Below are 16184 nucleotides of genomic sequence, written 5' to 3'. Positions count from 1 at the left end.
TGCCATGAAATCAGTGCAAAGACATGATTCTAAAGCTGAAAGTTTTTGGGTTATTGTGAGGTTTATCTATTATTTTATGGCACTACCGTGTCTGTTTTTTTTCACGGCAGCGAGCCTGATGATCTATTTAGGTAAACAACCGGGCGGTCATGATGATCCCGCTATGGCTGGCTTTTTTATTTTAGTCTGGATTGCTCTTATCGTTCCCTTAGCTTTTCGTCGCTATGGGAAAGTGTCCCGCCGTCGCCAGCTTGAAAAAATGGTTAAGTTGCTCACGAGTAACGAGCGTTTCAGCCCGCTCAGGCAGCATCAGGTGATGGATGCAGGTCGTGGTCAGTATTTGGGTGTCGATATAAAATCCGGCAATATTCTGTACATCCATCTGGTGAAAAAAGGTCTCGTTGATGTAATCGGTCTCACTATGGATGACTGGACTGAGCGCGAGCTGGAAGGCAATACGCTGCGCATTAATACGAAGAATCCTGAGGTACCTGTGCTGAGCATCAACGCTCATCCACTCGTGGCCAAAGAGCTGTTCAGTACGCTGGGTGCGATGAGCCATAAAAGCTACGTTGAATCGTTTCCTAAAGAGCCCTGGCCACTGCATGTAGGCATTCAAAGCCGCTTTGTTGAGTTTGAACACAACGTGGTGGTCCCGCAGGTTATCTGATTCATCCTGACATCCTGACGTTTTTCCTCTGACACCGGCCCCGCGCCGGTGTTTTCTTATCTGCAGTCTGGCGGGTCGTCTGAGCCTGTCTCCTCTTCCGGAATCTTTCATATGCAAGCCTATAACCCGAACGCCACCGGCAGTAATGAGCCGGCTATGGTGATGGTCACCTGTTGTGTGGTGCTCCTGCTTTGCTGGCTCTTTTTTGCAGACTTTGTTCGATGGAGCTGCTGGTTCCTTTACTGGATGTGGCGCTTTGCTGACTTCCCGCACATTCATCGTTACGCCGCAGAACGCATTAATCTGCTGGCCGCAACCGGTAACGGGGCGGAGTCAGTAGGTATCAGCGAATGGCGTGACGTCATGAACCATACAGCAGGCATCCTGTTTATTCCCATGGTGCCGTTTGTTGCCGTGACCAGCTGGGCGCTGGCGCGTCACCCTGCGCTGGGCTTTCGCAGCCGGCGCGCGATCGACATTCACTCGCTACCCCGGGTGATGGCCACCTTTGCCCCTTCAGTTATTCCTGTTCTGTCCGGGCACCGCGGTGATGGCCTGATGAACGACACTACGCCGGAGAATGCCTGGGCACTAAAGCCCGAGGAGTTTGCGGAGCAGCACGGGCTGATTAAGCGCCGGGTGCTCGACCGCGACGCGGCAACAGCCTTATTCGATGCGCAGACTGGCCCGGCGATGACCATGCCCGATCAGTGGCAGCCGCACGAACGTGCGCTACTGGCCGTCTTTGGCCTGCAAGTGTTTGCAGGTGACCGTAAGGCTGCCACCACGCTGCTGGATGATCTGAACCGTTCGTGTATGACCCGCCGTCTGTTCCGGCCCCCTGAGTTCCGGAGCGTGCCCGACTGGCAGGTTGCTGAAAAGCACGTGGTGCGCGTGCTCGCAAACCCCGGCGTGAGGGAGTGGCTGGAGACGCACGGTACGGTACGGTCCGCGCTGGCCGGACTCTATGGCCGGGACCTCCGCCTGCCGCCTGCCCGGTTTCGCTGGCTTAAGGGCTGTGATCGCACGCTGTGGTACGGGCTACATACTGCCGACACCGCAAAAGTATTCGTAGAAGGCGCGGGCATTGTTGCGCAGGCGCGCGCGGAGCAGATGGCGGCGCGTCTGAAGCTTCCGCGTCCGCCGCTGATGACTGGCGAGGCCGTAGACGGGCTGCAGCTTGAGCTCGAGACGCTGGCTCTCGTTTACCCACGCGACGTGCGGGCTAAGCGCGCGAAACCGCAGCGCGACGTTCCGTTCCCTGACGCACTTTATCTTCCCGGCTCGGGCGAAGACGAATTTTCTGAAAGCGCCGTTGCGCGCTGAACAAGGATCTCAATATGAACTTATCTCGCAGAGAAGGCCCGTTTGTGGCCAAAATTATCGGAGACTTGCTGAGTGTCCAACGTTATCAGACAGAAGAAAAATGGGGCCCGGAGTCGGGATCGCTGACAGGGAATGGCATTAGTATGCTGTTCTTTTGTTCTCTCCGTCAGATGCCGTGGTTTGTGGTGCACAGTGACGGGCTCTACGCACAGAACGCGCACGACGCGCTGACACCTCTTTACCGAGGTGAGGATGCAGCATTACTTCTACGTTGTATTAATGACCTGATGACCACTGTAGAGAGTAAGCGCCTGCGCAGCCTGCGGCAGCGGAAGTACAGTTATGTCGCGGCAGCCTTGATTGCAGCAGGATTTTTGCTTGCAATACCGATCACCGGCTTCAAATTCCTTTCAGCTCATGACACCCCAATGCTTACTACAGTGGACTCGCGACAGGAATTCCTCTCAAAAGTGGGGCCTGCCCGCAATACGCCTGCTGAACCCGCGGCCCCGTCCATGATGCAGCTTCAAGACAAGGGTGAACACATCGACCATGGTGCGCCGCAACAGCAAACTCAACAATCAGTAGCCGCTGCGCCAGCTGACGGCTGGGACCTGCCGCTGAATGTGCGAGCTGAGCTGCCGTCTAAGCTCAGAAACGCTGCGTCACGCGGGCTGTTTACCGTCCCCCTTTCGGCTGGTCACGCACGTACGGTGTATGTGTTTTCTGACCCAAATTGCCCGGAGTGTCAGCGCATGGAGCGCCATCTTGAAGCGGCTTCAGACGTCGTCAACGTGGTAATTTTCCCCGTCACCATCCGCGGTGGGGTATCGTCACTTCAGGTGCTGACGCCGGTAATGGCACTCCCTGAAGTTCAGCGGGCCGATGCGTGGAAACGGCTTTTCTCCGCCGATGCAGGCGTCAGTGTTCCAGGCAAGGCGCCTGCGGCATCCGTGCCTGCAGAAAATGTCGTTGAACTTGCCCGCGGCGCTATTGGCGTCAATGAGGTTGCGTATCACGCCTACCGACTGCCGGGCACCCCGTGGACGATTTCCGACGACGGGCGTTACGTGCCGCAGAGCGTGCTCAGCTCACCGGCGGCGCTCACTGAGTTTTTGAACGGAGGCAGCCATGACGGACAGTAACTCAGTGCTCGACAGCACTCGCGTCCACCGGCACGCAGGCCGCTCATGGCTTATCGATGTGCTGAGTGAGACCGGGACGCTGGCCTGGGGAATGTTGGCCGCCGTTGGAGCGGGCTTTATCTGGCCGGCCACGCTGGTGCTGAGCCTACCGGTGCTGATGTTCTGGTCGCTAGTCGTGGTGCCCGCCGGCCGCTGGAAGATGCCAATGCGCATGCCAACCGACATGAACCGTGACGACCCGTCGACCGATCGTAAGGTGCCGGCGAAGGTGCTGGGCTTTCTGCCTGTGGCCACAGTGCGCATTCATACGAGCCGTGCGGCGGGCATACTGTACGCTGGCTATCTGCGAGGCAGGGACGCCGGGCGCGAACTGTGGCTTTCCATGGACGACCTTACGCGTCACGTGCTGATGTTCGGCACCACCGGGGCCGGTAAAACGGAGACGCTGTTGGGCTGGGTATTCAACGCACTGTGCTGGGGCAAGGGCGTTATTTTTTCTGATCACAAGGCACAAAACGATGTGGCGCTCGCCATGATGTCTATGGCCCGCCGTTTCGGGCGTGAAGACGACCTGCGCTTGATGAACTTCATTACCGGCGGGCGCTCGCGTGCGCAGGAGCTACTTGAAGACGCGAAGGGGCGACCGCAGACCAATACCACCAGTGTGTTCGGTATTGCACAGGAAACCTACACCATCAACCTGATGGACTCCATGCTGCCTAAAACCGGCAGCAGCGGCGGCGACTGGCAGGAGAAGGCGCGCTCCATGAACCAGGCACTGGTGACAGCGCTGGTCTACAAGAGTCGACGTGAAGGCACGGTGATGTCGCAGCGCACGATACAGGCACACCTGCCGCTGCGAAAAATTGCCGGGCTCTACGTTCAGGCGGTTGAGGAACAGTGGCACGAGGAAATCCGTGTGGCGCTCGAAAACTACCTCAGTACGCTTGCCGGCTTTGACCTGGATAAAGTGGCCACGCCATCAGAATGGGATCCCGAGGCGAACCGCCAGCACGGCTACCTGATGCAGCAGTACACTCGCATGCTAAGCCTGTTCAACGACACCTATGGTCACGTGTTTGCTCGCGACGCGGGTGACATCGACCTCCGGGACGTGGTGCATAACGATCGTATCCTGATTGTGCTGGTACCGGCGCTGGAGCTTTCCGCTACGGAGAGCAGTACTCTGGGCCGTCTTTATCAGTCTCAGCTGGCCATGATTTTAAGTCAGGATCTCGGTGAGAAGATCGAAGGGCGGCCACAAGACAATATGAAAGTGCGGAAATTTAAGGACCGCTTTCCGCTGCTCTGGATTATCGACGAGGTGGGCGCCGGCTACAGTGAAAAAGTGGGTGAGCTGGCTACTCAAATCCGCTCGCTGGGCTACTGCCTGTTGCTGGCCGGGCAAGAGGTGCAGCGCCTGAAAACGGCGGCGGGCGACGCAGTATGGACGCTGATCGCCAACATGGGTGTGCGAATTACCGGCAAAATTATGGATCCAAAGGACACTCTGGAAATCCTGCAGCTGATGGCCGGCACGGAATACCGTGCGCACATGAGTGCCATTGTGCAGCAGGGCAGCATCCTCGGTAGCGGTTTGAGGGATGATCCGCGCTTGCAGGTGAGCGAAAAGAAAAAGGTCGATGTGGAAGAGGTGCAGGCGCTGCAGGAGGGAGAAAACGTTACTCTTTTCAGGGGCCAGGTGGTCCGCGGCAGCTCGCTCTATATCTCTGACAATGACAAATTCACGAATGAGGCTGTGCGCATCAACCGTTTTATGGAGGTCAGTCCACCTTCTGAAGCCAGGCTGCTGGCAGCCCTGCCGTACCGCTGGCGTCGCAGTTACGTGCGTGCCGAGCGGGTGCAGCGCATCCTACAGGTACTGGACGCGCCACCAGGCGCGCAGCATACCGGTCATCTTATACTAACCGACCCGGCGCTGGCTGCAGTCTGTGAGTTTGATCTTGAATGTGAGTACAGCTGGAAGCGTACGCCTGCAGCGGCGGTCCGTTCTGCTGTACTCTGGCGGATGGTCAATGAAAGCCTGCCTATACGTGGAAGAGGCTATAAGGTGCGCCTGCGTGAACCTCGCCTAATGGGCGCGGGTCGTGAGGCGATTGAAAAAGCCGCACAGAACTACGTGACTCTGGCACCTGTGAGGGGGGCATCATAGGGAGCCAGATAATCGGGCATGCTGATGCCAGAAAACATAGTCGCTAAGGTACTTACTGAACCGACCCACAAAATATGTCAGTCGGCATATTTTAGAAGGGCCCCTTAGGGGCCCTCTTTTTTCCCCTCTCAGAACAACCTCATGTTCGGGTTTGTCCCAATACTCCTGCGCGCGTTTATCCCATGCCGCACCATCCTGTAAGGCACAGAAAATGGCAACTGAACTCGGTTCCGGCGATATAAGTCGGGCATTAAATGAAAATGCTAGGCGCATAAGAGGCTGGCGACACATTCATGCGCTGTCTGACATGGAGGGGCGCCTGATGGTCATTTCGGCGGCTCAGAGAGTGCGTGGCCATCTTACAGACAGTGAACGTAATGAAATAGCATTCATCGGCATTGAATTTGTCCGTGCAGGATACAGCATCCGTCCGGCACTGCAGATCAGCTACGGCATGTTGGCAGCCAGCGTTGAGCAGTTGGCCATGCAGATTGATGCGAGTGAATGGACCTGGGCCGTGGACTATGAGTCAGGTGCCTGGCAGCAGCAGGATGAAGAAGATGACGAAATTTGCACCGGCAGCATCTGCTTTGAGGGTATCAGGTATCAACTCGTACCACATCGCAGCGACTCCATCGATGCATGTGTTTATGTCCCGGAGAAGGTTACTGGAAATGGCCACTTCAGGATTACTGAGCTCAGCACCGGCAGGCAGGTGGCAATACTGCCGGCAATGAATATAGCGAGACACGTCGCCAGTTATGCAGTCTCAATTGATGGCGGATACGGCGATGTGCTTATAGGCGAAACGTCAGAAAACCCCACTCACCTCAGCGTCAGCGCATGGCTGACCAACTGACAGCTTCACCCCTCATAACTCACTAAATCATGGCTTTCACATCTGGATGTCAATCCGGATTAATAACCAAGGAACCGAAATGAAATTGAACCCGCGAATCGTGGCCACCGCATTATGGCTGACCTTTTCCACCGGCGCGGCCGTTGCTGCACCCTCCGTTGACGCCGGATTTTCGCCCGAAGGCAGTGCGCAGCAGTTGGTCCTGCGTACATTGGACGATGCCCGTGAAAGCATCCGCCTGATGGGCTACAGCTTTACCTCCCCTGAAGTGGTGAAATCTCTCGTTGCGGCAAAGCGCCGCGGCGTGGACGTCAGGGTTGTTGTTGACGAAAAAGGCAACCGCAGCAAAGCCAGCCAGGCGGCAATGAACGTGGTAGTTAACGCCGGCATTCCTCTGCGCACCAATGGTCAGTACAAGATTATGCACGACAAAGTGATCATCACCGACGGACAGAACGTGGAGCTTGGCTCATTTAACTATTCCCGCAGCGCAGCTGAATCAAATTCCGAGAATGCGCTGGTCGTGCGGGAAGTTCCGGCACTGGCGCAAACTTATCTGGCGCACTGGCAGTCACGCTGGGAAGGGGGAACAGACTGGCACTCTTCATACTGATCCACGCCCTCACGATTCATCACCGTTCCCGACTGGCTGCGCGCCAACGCAGCCTTCCCGCCGTTTTAAAGTTAAGTCGCTGATTTAGGGGATATGTAGTATTCTCAGCCAATTCGTTTTAGAAATGCTGGAGGCACGTATGCCGCAGACTGAAAGTCCTACTCAATCTGAGGTAAAACCTTCCCGCCCAGCGCCTCTGAGCCCCAGAGAGCGTAAAATGCGTTCAGTTGCGCGTAAGCGCGAAACACATTCTCCATTGAACGTGTTTATTCATAACAGCACCAAGCAAAAGCTTGATGAAATCTGCAGAGAGTCCGGGTTGACGCAGGCTGAAGCGATTGAACGATTAATTGAAGGCAGCAAAAGTAGCGATTAATGAAGGTGACTATTCACGGAAATTGATTGTGCAAACCTGTGGTGATACATTAGCTCGCAATTAAGTTCCTGGTTTGCCACGCCGAAAGGTGGCAGAAGTCTGGTGCTGACTGATTAGTTAAGGCCAGAAAAAAGAAAACCCCGATAATCTTCCTGAGTTTGGCGACACGGAGAAGACTAACGGGGCTCACTGAATCTGCATAGAAGCTGTTGCTCTATGCGGGGAGTATAGTTTCATGCCCGAAAAACTGCAATACCCTCGGTGCTTACTCCTTCTGTGCAACATAAGCGCAGGAAGGCGTGAATAAGCAACTTACTGAAAACACCTCATTTTACCGGCAGGTAAAGAATCCTAATCCGGAATTTATTCCAGAGAACGGAAAGAAAACCCTGCCGTTCTGCGAAAAAATCCGCGAGAAAGCGGCAGGCTTCACCCAGCGCATGGAGTTCCAGTCGCTGGTTGCCATGTCTATAGCCCGGGGGGAGCGTAAGCGCCGACCTCCGGAACTGCGCATGCGTGCACTGGAAGCCTCACTGCAGGCTCTATGCCATTATTTCAATCCGCTGGCCAATCGCGTAGGCGCCTCACTCACTACGATGAGTATCCGCTGCGGACTTGCCACCGAGAAGAAACGCCTCTCGATCACTCGCTTTACGGGCGCATGTCATACGCTTGAACAGCTGAAACTCATCACGTACAACACCGAATACGATAAAGAAATTGGCTGCAATATCCCTACGGACATCACCTTTACTCCGCTGATGTGGCAGGTGCTGGACGTCTCCGAGGAAGCCGTTGCGGCCGCACGCCGCAGCCGCATAGAGTGGGAAAACCGTCAGCGCGAAAAGAAGGGCTTACCGCGCGCCGACGCCGGTGAGCTCATCGGCGCCGCCTGGTCATTTGTCCGTGAGCGCTTCCGTGAGTATCAGAAGTCACGGCGTGAGCACGGCATGAAGCGCCACCGTGCACGCAAAGACGCACCGCGCACCCGTAAGGACATCGAGCAGCTGGTACGACTGCAGCTGCAGAAAGAAATCCGTAATGGCGACTTTTTTGGCAGCCTCGATGCAGTCCGCACGGAGATAGAGCGCCGTGTCACGGAGCGCATGAAGCTTTCACGCGGACACTACACGCGACTCGGTGACGACCTGCTGGTCACAACCTGATGCGTCTCTGACGCCTTCCTTCTTAAACTGCTGGCGCACCCGCGCCGGATGACCCCTGCACGTAATCCGGCTTCAGAAGCCGGCACCTACGCCTTTCCGCCCCCCTTCACGTTATCCGGTTCGCGCCGGAGGCCCGATCACGCCTGCATAAAGCAATTTGCACAAACATTAATCACAACAGTCTCTTACCGGTAATCCAGAAACGAGACCGGACGCACAAAATTCACCTGCGTGCAGGCCCGCAATCTGTAGCCCTGACTTATCCACATTAACTGCGAGAGGGTATGTTATTTATCTTCTGACCGGACTGTGAGTTAACCGCTATCCGTCTTTTTTACAAACCGCGATGATCCTTTTAAAAACCCGATCTCCTTTCTTTTAAACAACAGTTCTTACTTACCTTTAAAGATAAAACCTATTCAGCATCCGTCCTGTGGACAGATGAGCAATGTCCGCCCTTGCTGCGGACTAACGTCCACGCCGGTTCGGATAGGACGCTTCGCGTCAGAAATAGCTCCCGTCGCAAGCGCCGGGCATTATCCGTAGTTACAACAAACAATCAGCTGAAGTCATAATCGCAGTGCTTATTTCAGCATCGAGTGGTGCCCACCCTGAAAAGCGCTGCCGCCCCGGCCGAAGGCCGGGATGGAGTCGCTTTTAGAATGGATGATGTAACTACCAAAAGCATTGCTGTAATTGTAAGGCCCGCGGTCTCTATCTTTCGTCTTCGACCATCAAACTAATTCGCGCCTAATAGGCCGCTGCTTGAAAGGCGTCTGGCAGGGAGAGGTGGGGGATTGCCACCATTCACCCTGTAACCGGCTCTGCCGGGCTAACGGCGCCCTATGGCATAGGAGCTGTCCTTAACGATTTCTGGCGCCTCCATACCGCTGACGCGGTATATAGTGGATAGGCTAAGCGCTGCTTACCCGTCCGTACTGTTCTGGAGGGAAATGCTATGCAGGTTACTGATGAGATACGGTAAGCTCCTTGAAACTTACCGCCTGACGGGCGAAGTAGTTTTAAGGCTGGAAAATGTAGGGTTGGATAGTACGCGTTTCTGAGTTGTAGAGATCTTTCGTGGGGAACCAGACATCCCGGGATGAGAGAGGTAAAATCTCGAAGAAGCTCAGTCGCCTGCGGGCCTAATGAGATCTTTGCCCTGATTATGGATGTTGCCCACTTTTGTGCTCACCGGATACCAGGTAAAATCCTTCCCTGGAACTGCAGCATAACGGGCGATTTCTTCTGCCTGTTACGGTGTAGTATTGGTACTTAACCATTCACAGACGGCGTCAGCAGTGGTCACTAACGGCCTGCGATCGTGGATGTCAACCATGCCATGATTGCTTGATGATGTCACAATGATAAACCCTTTCTTAGCGTGGTTTTGTCCATAAGGCTGCTTCCCGATGGCGGCAAAGAACAGGGGCTGTTTTTTCTATGGTAAATAAAGAACGGCTGCTTTTTACCGATATATTTCTGCCATTCTAACTCGCCGTCGGTCGGAACGATGGCGCGCCCGTGGTTCTACTGCGGCTTAAACATGCGGCCGCTCGCCGCCGTTTCGCCGCGTGCATTAATGAGCGGCTACTTATCCCACCACTCCGGACTGTTGCCTCAGAACAAGGGATCGAGGTGCAGCACCTCCTCGCGCTCGCCGAGGAGAAGAACCTTTGTGCCTGGTGCCACGTTGAAGCGTCCAATGGGCTCTGGGTCGTAGGTGATTTCGTCCGGTTTAAGTCCGAGTGATACTAATACTCATCACGGCTGTTGTACTGCGCAAATCGTCCACACATATACACCTCCTGCTGTAGGATAGCGGGGTATACTGACGTCAGGAAGATTCAACATGGCACTTATATCCGTACCAAGCTAGGAACATGCAAAGGTCAACGTAGTTTTGGCCGCCTTAGGCATGGCGTACAAATAGCGTCTTAACCTTTCCGTTATCTCTAGCGAAGCTAAAAGGCCTCAACCAAGGGAATAGTGCTAATACTTCGGATAACTTTTGCATTTTTACCAAAATCTGGCCCTGCTGTTTCCACGTGGGATGGATCCGCTCTATTAGAAAGAGCCAAAATTTGATGAATAGACTGATTTCGTAGTAAACCATGAAGATAATTCTAAGGAGATTGGTCGGAATGATAATGGATGATGTAAAACCACTGAACTACTGTCGTGATGCTATCAAGGACCTAATGTAATGGACGTGCATATTTGTTTATGGGGGCTGCTGAAGTGAAGAATATTAAGGTCAGGTCTGATGACGAATGGGAAGAGCTCTGCGTGTATCTGATGCCTGTTATGGCTAAAGACTATCTTAATCAAAATCGTCAGTTTTATCGTTATGGTGGACCTGGTCAGGTACAATACGGTCTCGATATTGTTTCTAAAGGAAAAGATGCGGATATTATTGCACAGTGTAAATTCACTAAGGCTTTCACTTTCAGAGAGTTAGAAAGAGAATTAAAAGAAACTGATAAATACCCCTATGGTATTGAGGCATTTTTTCTTCTGACGACAGCCGCTAAACATACAAGTATTGAGAACAAGAGGTATCGGAATTATCTTTCACATACGCGGCCAGATGGTTCAACGTTCAGAATTTATATGATCTACTGGGATGACATTCACAGCGTCAAATTTCTACCTGAAGACGTTTTAAAACGTCTTTTCCCTGAGGTCTTTGATATTAATCCTCCACAGGACGAGATGAGTTTTCATAACACTCAGCTAGAAAACTTAAGATTTTTTATACCATCACTTCTTTCTGTTGAAGATATTATACGGCTTGAGAGCTGGGATTTTAATCTTGGTTATATAAAAGACTCTGTCTACGATCCCTTCTTTGCGCTTTGGTTATTATATCGTGATGTCGATTTTGCTTTCCGACATAACGACAAAAGTTATTTAACTAATCAAAGATTAGTTAAAATTTATAAATGTTTACCTGCTGGAAAAAAATTCTTTGAGTCGCTGACTGATTTCAAGAATATTATCCAAAAGAATGGTATCGGCGGGACGGTAAACTTTGAAAGTGTTCTCACCGTTCTCGACCTTGACGACAATCACATAATATGTCGCCGATGGGCTGATGCTGCACGCTATCTGACTCAAACTTACCGAGAAATGATTTTAGGGGATAGCTGATGGAGTTCCCAAAACCCACCTCTAACTAAAGTCCCGGAATTACCGGGCCAACATAGGAAGTTAAAATGTACTTTTATGTCGATGAAACGGGTCATACCGGCCCGAACTTATTTGACCAGACGCAGCCCGTTCTGTCCTATGGCGTATTATCCTCTCCGGATAATCTCGACAAAGAAGCCGAGAAAAAGCTAGCCGCACTGAGAAAAGAGCTGCGTGTGCCACGCCTTCATGCCGCTCAGTTGGGCATGCACCGGTTGGGAGACGTTGTCGATACCCTGCTGGTCCTGCAGAAAAAGCACCGTATACGCTTTGACATCTACCAGGTTGTGAAGAGAGATCATGCCATCATCTCGTTTTTTGACCAGGTGTTTGACCAAGGTATGAACCCGGCGGTGAGTTGGACGGCTTATTGGACTCCCTTGCGCTACCCTCTGCTGCTGAGTCTGGCAAACTTATTTGATGAGGAAATGGCCGAGAAAGCGTGGCGTGCCAGACTCGAAGCGCATGATACACGTTCAGAGCTGCTGCTCTGTGAGGTCTGTAATACGCTGCTGCAGCGGTGTGCCCGGCTGCACGACGCGCGAGCGCGTGAACTGATCACCGATGCTCTCAACTGGGCGGCAAACAATTTTTCACTGCTGGGGTATAACTGCAAAACCAACAAAGACAGGCTGCGGATCATGCCTAACATGATTGGATTTCAGTCGGTCTTGCACGGCATCTGCACACGCCTGGGAGGACCCAACCGGCGGGCAGAAATCATCGTTGACCAGCAGTCCCAGTTTAATACTACGCAGCGCGAGCTGAGTGAGTTCTACCGGCAGATCCGCGAACAGCCCTTCGCTATTGGCCCCGGTCTGCCGGTTATGGATATGACTAACATGCCGGAACGGCCGCTCGTGTTTCAATCTGGTACCCGTAGTGCAGGACTGGAGCTGGTTGATGTATACCTGTGGGTTTACAAGCGGCTTATGGAAGATAAAGAGCTGACAAAGCCTCTGCAGCGCCTCGTTTACACCAATCGAAATACCGCATTGACGTCAAGCTTGTCGCTAGACTCGATTAGTACCCAGTTTCAGGAATTGATGAAAACACTGCCCGAGCCATCGGCGGAGGAGCTGGCCAGAGCCCGCGAGGTCTTCGCGCCGGATGAAGTCAGGCGTCTTAAGCACCGCATTACGGGATTAAGACGCCCGTGATAAATACCGGTTACTTCTATAACCAGGGGATCTCCAGCGGTGAGCTATGCCATGTGGCCGCCATAAATGACACTCAGCGCACGGCGTGAGTAGGCGAGCAGCTCCCCGGGTTCGACATTTTCAGCTCCGGCGGCTGCGTTCGTGTCGTGGTGAAACTTGCCGGCATAAGTATTGATTTCATTTAGTTCTTCAACCAGTGTGGCCGCGTGGCAGAGTGGGCTGTCAGAGCCTGCCCCGGCAATTTTTCTTACAATCTCCCCAAAAAGCAGTCCCGGTGCTACATGTCCAGGATAACGCCGGTGCAGATAACCTTCCAGTAGTGGCCTGATAGCGGTTGCTACTTCGCGTGCGACATAATTCTCTCCAGCCAGGTAGCCACTGACCAGCCTGTGATTGCTGTAATAAGCGGACTCACATTCGCGATCCACGTCCAGCGTTGCAAAATGACTGTGGTCTCCCTGAGCATGCACAATGCGCATGCAGGCAACGTTCTGCAATTCCTTTTTCTTTTCAAATTCTTCGAGCAGAGATTTCAGAAAGTACATATCGTGTGCCATGACGATAAGCTGCCGGCTGCCATCATAAACTTTTTTGAGCACACTCAGGGTCTGGGTGCGGCGGTGTTTATCCAGGCTGCACATGGGGTCGTCAATCACCACGATTTTATTCTGCAGCTCGGGATCGCTTACTACCACCGCAATGAAAAAGGCAAAGGCAAGCGTGCGTTTGTCGCCTTCGCTGAGGGACGTTTTGAAGGAGGATGCCTCGCCGCTCAGGGCCAGTTTTTCACCGCGCAGCTCGATGGCATATTCTGATTTGGGCTCGCCGCCGCCGCCGCTGTAGTTATAGCTGATTTCCCGGATACTGAATCGCGCGCCAAAATCTCTCAGCAACTTATTAATAGTATGCTCATATTGCCCGAGCGTATTGCGCATGATGGAGTTTAGAGCCTCCCGTCGTGCTTCCTTATCATCTACTGCCAGCTTTTCTGCCGCCTTAGCCTGCTCATAGGATTCGACCAGAGCGACAACCTCAGGTGAAAACCGCTTTTGTCTTTCGTTGAGCTCTTTCAGCCGGGTACGCAGTTGCACAACGGGAAGCTGACCCAGCTGTTCACGAAATTCTGCAATACGCACGTTAGCGTTGGTTACGCTGACATTATATCTGTTCAGTGGATCGTTAATTGCGTCCAGCAGTGCAGTGCAGCGATCAACCGACATTCTATCCGGGGCCGTAAGCGGGGAGGTTTTTTTCTGTGCAATAAGCTTGGTGAGTTGTGTGTCAAGCTCTTCATAACTTGCTTTAATCTGCTCCATATTGGGCAACTCTACCTTTAATTCGAGTTCACCAGCCCAGAGAGCTGTTATCGCGTCTGCCTGTTCTATGTGACTCTGAAGCAGTGGTAAGTTCAGCGTGCCCATGACTCGCCCTTTCAGGTCATCCAAGGTAGCAACCTGGGCATTAAGTCTGCTGAATGCCTCATCAAAGCACTCGCGGTAGTAGCCAATGAGGTCGATTCCGTTCAGACTTTGCGCACAGAAAGGGCAGGTTTCATTTTTAATGAAGTTTAGCCCGCTGTGCGCCCAGCTTTTGAAAGCCGCCGACTCAATATTATTTACATGGGCTCTGACGGCGTCTTCTGCCTGTGAGCTTAGCTCTTGATGAGTTGCGTTCATAATAGCCAGCAGGCCAGCTAAATCGGGCCTGAAGCAGGCAAAGGAATTATAGCCTTTACGAGTATGAATTGAGGCCATGCTATCCGCCTGACGAAGCTGCTGTTCAATGATGACAATTTCTTCAGCCGCTCCGGCAATCTTTTTCATGCGCATGTAAGCTGCAGGCGTTGCTTTGTCACGGTACGGGGTCAGCTTTTCCTCAGCGACTTTAAGCCTTCTTGCTTTCTCTGCAGCTAAATCCTTAGCGTCATTGAAAGCCTTCATCGCGCCGACGGCGTTCTCGCCCAGTGCAAAACTCAGCAGTTGCTTCCTGTGCGTCGCGTTAATCTCTCCGCCTGAATAAACGCTGCTTTCAACAAAATTAAGATCGTAGACATGCGTGCCATGATACTGCGCGCTCCATTGCCCGGCAGTAAAGGTAGACCTGTTTCCATGCGAAAACCGGAGTTCTACGTTCTGAGGCGTGCTTAATCCAATCGTTCGGCGGTTGAGCAGCAGATGCGGCTGATTATCGCCGCAGGATTTGAGCAGCGCCGCCAGTGTTGATTTACCCCGTCCGTTATCTGCATATATCATAGACAGCCTACGGAATTGAAAAGCAGCAGGTCTCGTATCGGCAAATAGACCGATGCCGGTTATTTTCTCTATTCTTTCTAACACGCAAATATCCTTTTAAATCGTATTAAGCTGTTCTGACTAAAAGAGTGGACTAAATAACATTCTTGTTTGTCAGCGTTTGGTTCTACTGCTCAGAGCAAATGCAGGATTCTTACATACACGCTAATTACTTTTAAACCTGCTTTTGGCAAAGACTCAACGTGCGCTGAAATTGTGTTAGCAACTTCAAGAACCGATTCGCTTATGTTACTGGTTGTATGCTCAGGTCTAACGCTTTTGTTTAGAGTCTTACAAAGAGAATGGCGTCCCCACATCAGAGTCTGATGTTCAGGCCCGTAATCATTTTCACCAGAAATCGGAACAATTATATTATTCACTGATGTTAGCTATATTACTGCGGATGAATGATTGTGCATATACCTGGAGATATTGCCAGCTTTTGACCTGCTCCCCGTTGATTCTCACTGAATGCTGTTAGCTATGTTCGCAGATCGTTCATAGCGGACATTGGCTTTCACATCTGAGCATTGCCGCCTGTAGCAACGTATACTCACATCAGGGGTTATATAACGCTAGTCAGAACGGAGCTTTTCAATGGCCTTTCAGAGTCCCGCCCAAAACTACGCTGAAACGCGCCTGAACTTGGGCGATCTGGTACATCTTTCCCCTTACTCTAGCTATCTGATGCGCAGCGAAAGCGACTGCGTCGGCGCTGGAATTGTCAAAGGCTCAGTGCTGGCCATCGATCGCGCGCTGATACCCGCACACGGTCAGCTTATCGTGGCTGAGCTTGACGGGGAGCTGACATTAAGGCGCCTGCTGCTTAATCCGGTTCCCGCCCTACAGGCGCTGGATGCTGACGAGACTGTAACGCTGCTTGATGTGAGCCTGATGCTTCCCGTATGGGGAGTAGTCGCCTATGCCCTCACCGATGTAGCCGGGGTGGGATTCAACGGACCGGCAGGAGAATAGGAATGTTTGCGCTGGCCGATGCCAACAACTTTTATGCCTCATGTGAAACCGTATTCAGGCCCGATCTGCGCGGCAAACCAATTGTTGTCGTTTCGAATAATGACGGCTGCGTAATTGCGCGATCGGCCGAAGCAAAGCGGCTAGGGATAAAAATGGCGGCACCGCTGTTTCAGAATGAGCGATTTTTCAGGCAGAACGGCGTGCATGTATTCAGTTCAAATTACGAGCTGTAGTAAGT

Annotated in this window: 13 protein-coding genes and 2 pseudogenes; 13 read left to right on the top strand and 2 right to left on the bottom strand. The window is 52.7% G+C overall.

Annotated features, from left to right (window positions below; all coding sequences use genetic code 11):
- Nucleotides 1-4: 4 nt before the first annotated feature.
- From excA to repA (N1689_RS20860), 9 genes are all read left to right on the top strand, one after another.
- Entirely contained in the window at nucleotides 5-670 is a 666-nt protein-coding gene (excA, locus tag N1689_RS20895; protein WP_260060094.1) for a plasmid IncI1-type surface exclusion protein ExcA, read from the top strand.
- A gap of 111 nt (nucleotides 671-781) precedes the next feature.
- The gene (locus N1689_RS20890; RefSeq protein WP_260060092.1) at nucleotides 782-1996 is read left to right on the top strand and encodes a conjugal transfer protein; all 1215 of its coding nucleotides are present in this window, start codon (nucleotides 782-784) and stop codon (nucleotides 1994-1996) included.
- A 14-nt stretch (nucleotides 1997-2010) separates the two neighbouring features.
- The gene (locus N1689_RS20885; RefSeq protein WP_260060090.1) at nucleotides 2011-3141 is read left to right on the top strand and encodes a thioredoxin fold domain-containing protein; all 1131 of its coding nucleotides are present in this window, start codon (nucleotides 2011-2013) and stop codon (nucleotides 3139-3141) included.
- Nucleotides 3128-5314 (top strand): F-type conjugative transfer protein TrbC, encoded by a 2187-nt coding sequence (gene trbC, locus N1689_RS20880; RefSeq protein ID WP_260060088.1) that lies wholly within the window; start codon nucleotides 3128-3130, stop codon nucleotides 5312-5314. Before N1689_RS20885 ends, trbC begins: the two co-directional genes overlap by 14 nt.
- Before the next feature lie 211 nt (nucleotides 5315-5525).
- Complete coding sequence (locus N1689_RS20875) at nucleotides 5526-6173, top strand: hypothetical protein (RefSeq protein WP_260060086.1); 648 nt, start codon at nucleotides 5526-5528, stop codon at nucleotides 6171-6173.
- Nucleotides 6174-6252: 79 nt separating this feature from the next.
- On the top strand, nucleotides 6253-6786 hold the full coding sequence (locus N1689_RS20870) for a phospholipase D family protein (protein ID WP_107320546.1): 534 nt from the start codon (nucleotides 6253-6255) through the stop codon (nucleotides 6784-6786).
- Between the two features lie 139 nt (nucleotides 6787-6925).
- Entirely contained in the window at nucleotides 6926-7162 is a 237-nt protein-coding gene (gene repA / locus N1689_RS20865; RefSeq protein ID WP_260060082.1) for a replication regulatory protein RepA, read from the top strand.
- A 235-nt stretch (nucleotides 7163-7397) separates the two neighbouring features.
- Nucleotides 7398-7469 (top strand): RepA leader peptide Tap, encoded by a 72-nt coding sequence (tap, locus tag N1689_RS22150; protein ID WP_107320606.1) that lies wholly within the window; start codon nucleotides 7398-7400, stop codon nucleotides 7467-7469.
- On the top strand, nucleotides 7462-8328 hold the full coding sequence (gene repA / locus N1689_RS20860) for a plasmid replication initiator RepA (RefSeq protein ID WP_260060080.1): 867 nt from the start codon (nucleotides 7462-7464) through the stop codon (nucleotides 8326-8328). Before tap ends, repA (N1689_RS20860) begins: the two co-directional genes overlap by 8 nt.
- A 1129-nt stretch (nucleotides 8329-9457) precedes the next feature.
- Here repA (N1689_RS20860) and N1689_RS20855 read toward each other — a convergent pair.
- Nucleotides 9458-10127, bottom strand: a pseudogene (locus N1689_RS20855) (SOS response-associated peptidase family protein).
- 442 nt (nucleotides 10128-10569) lie between these two features.
- Here N1689_RS20855 and N1689_RS20850 point away from each other — a divergent pair.
- A complete protein-coding gene (locus tag N1689_RS20850) occupies nucleotides 10570-11481 on the top strand; it encodes a hypothetical protein (RefSeq protein WP_260060078.1) in 912 nt (303 codons plus the stop codon).
- 65 nt (nucleotides 11482-11546) lie between these two features.
- On the top strand, nucleotides 11547-12680 hold the full coding sequence (locus N1689_RS20845) for a DUF3800 domain-containing protein (protein WP_260060077.1): 1134 nt from the start codon (nucleotides 11547-11549) through the stop codon (nucleotides 12678-12680).
- Between the two features lie 44 nt (nucleotides 12681-12724).
- On the opposite strand, the gene N1689_RS20840 is transcribed toward N1689_RS20845, so the two are convergent.
- A complete protein-coding gene (locus N1689_RS20840; RefSeq protein WP_260060076.1) occupies nucleotides 12725-15016 on the bottom strand; it encodes an AAA family ATPase in 2292 nt (763 codons plus the stop codon).
- A gap of 552 nt (nucleotides 15017-15568) precedes the next feature.
- On the opposite strand from N1689_RS20840, the gene N1689_RS20835 reads away from it, so the two are divergent.
- Together N1689_RS20835 and N1689_RS20830 are read left to right on the top strand one after the other, a co-directional pair.
- Entirely contained in the window at nucleotides 15569-15946 is a 378-nt protein-coding gene (locus N1689_RS20835; protein ID WP_260060074.1) for a S24 family peptidase, read from the top strand.
- Between the two features lie 2 nt (nucleotides 15947-15948).
- A pseudogene (locus N1689_RS20830) lies at nucleotides 15949-16176 on the top strand (DNA polymerase V subunit UmuC); the annotation flags it as partial.
- Nucleotides 16177-16184 lie beyond the last annotated feature (8 nt).

This window comes from Pantoea sp. XY16, assembly GCF_025153065.1.
GTDB lineage: Bacteria > Pseudomonadota > Gammaproteobacteria > Enterobacterales > Enterobacteriaceae > Pantoea > Pantoea alfalfae.
This window is presented reverse-complemented; position numbering and strand designations above follow the sequence as displayed.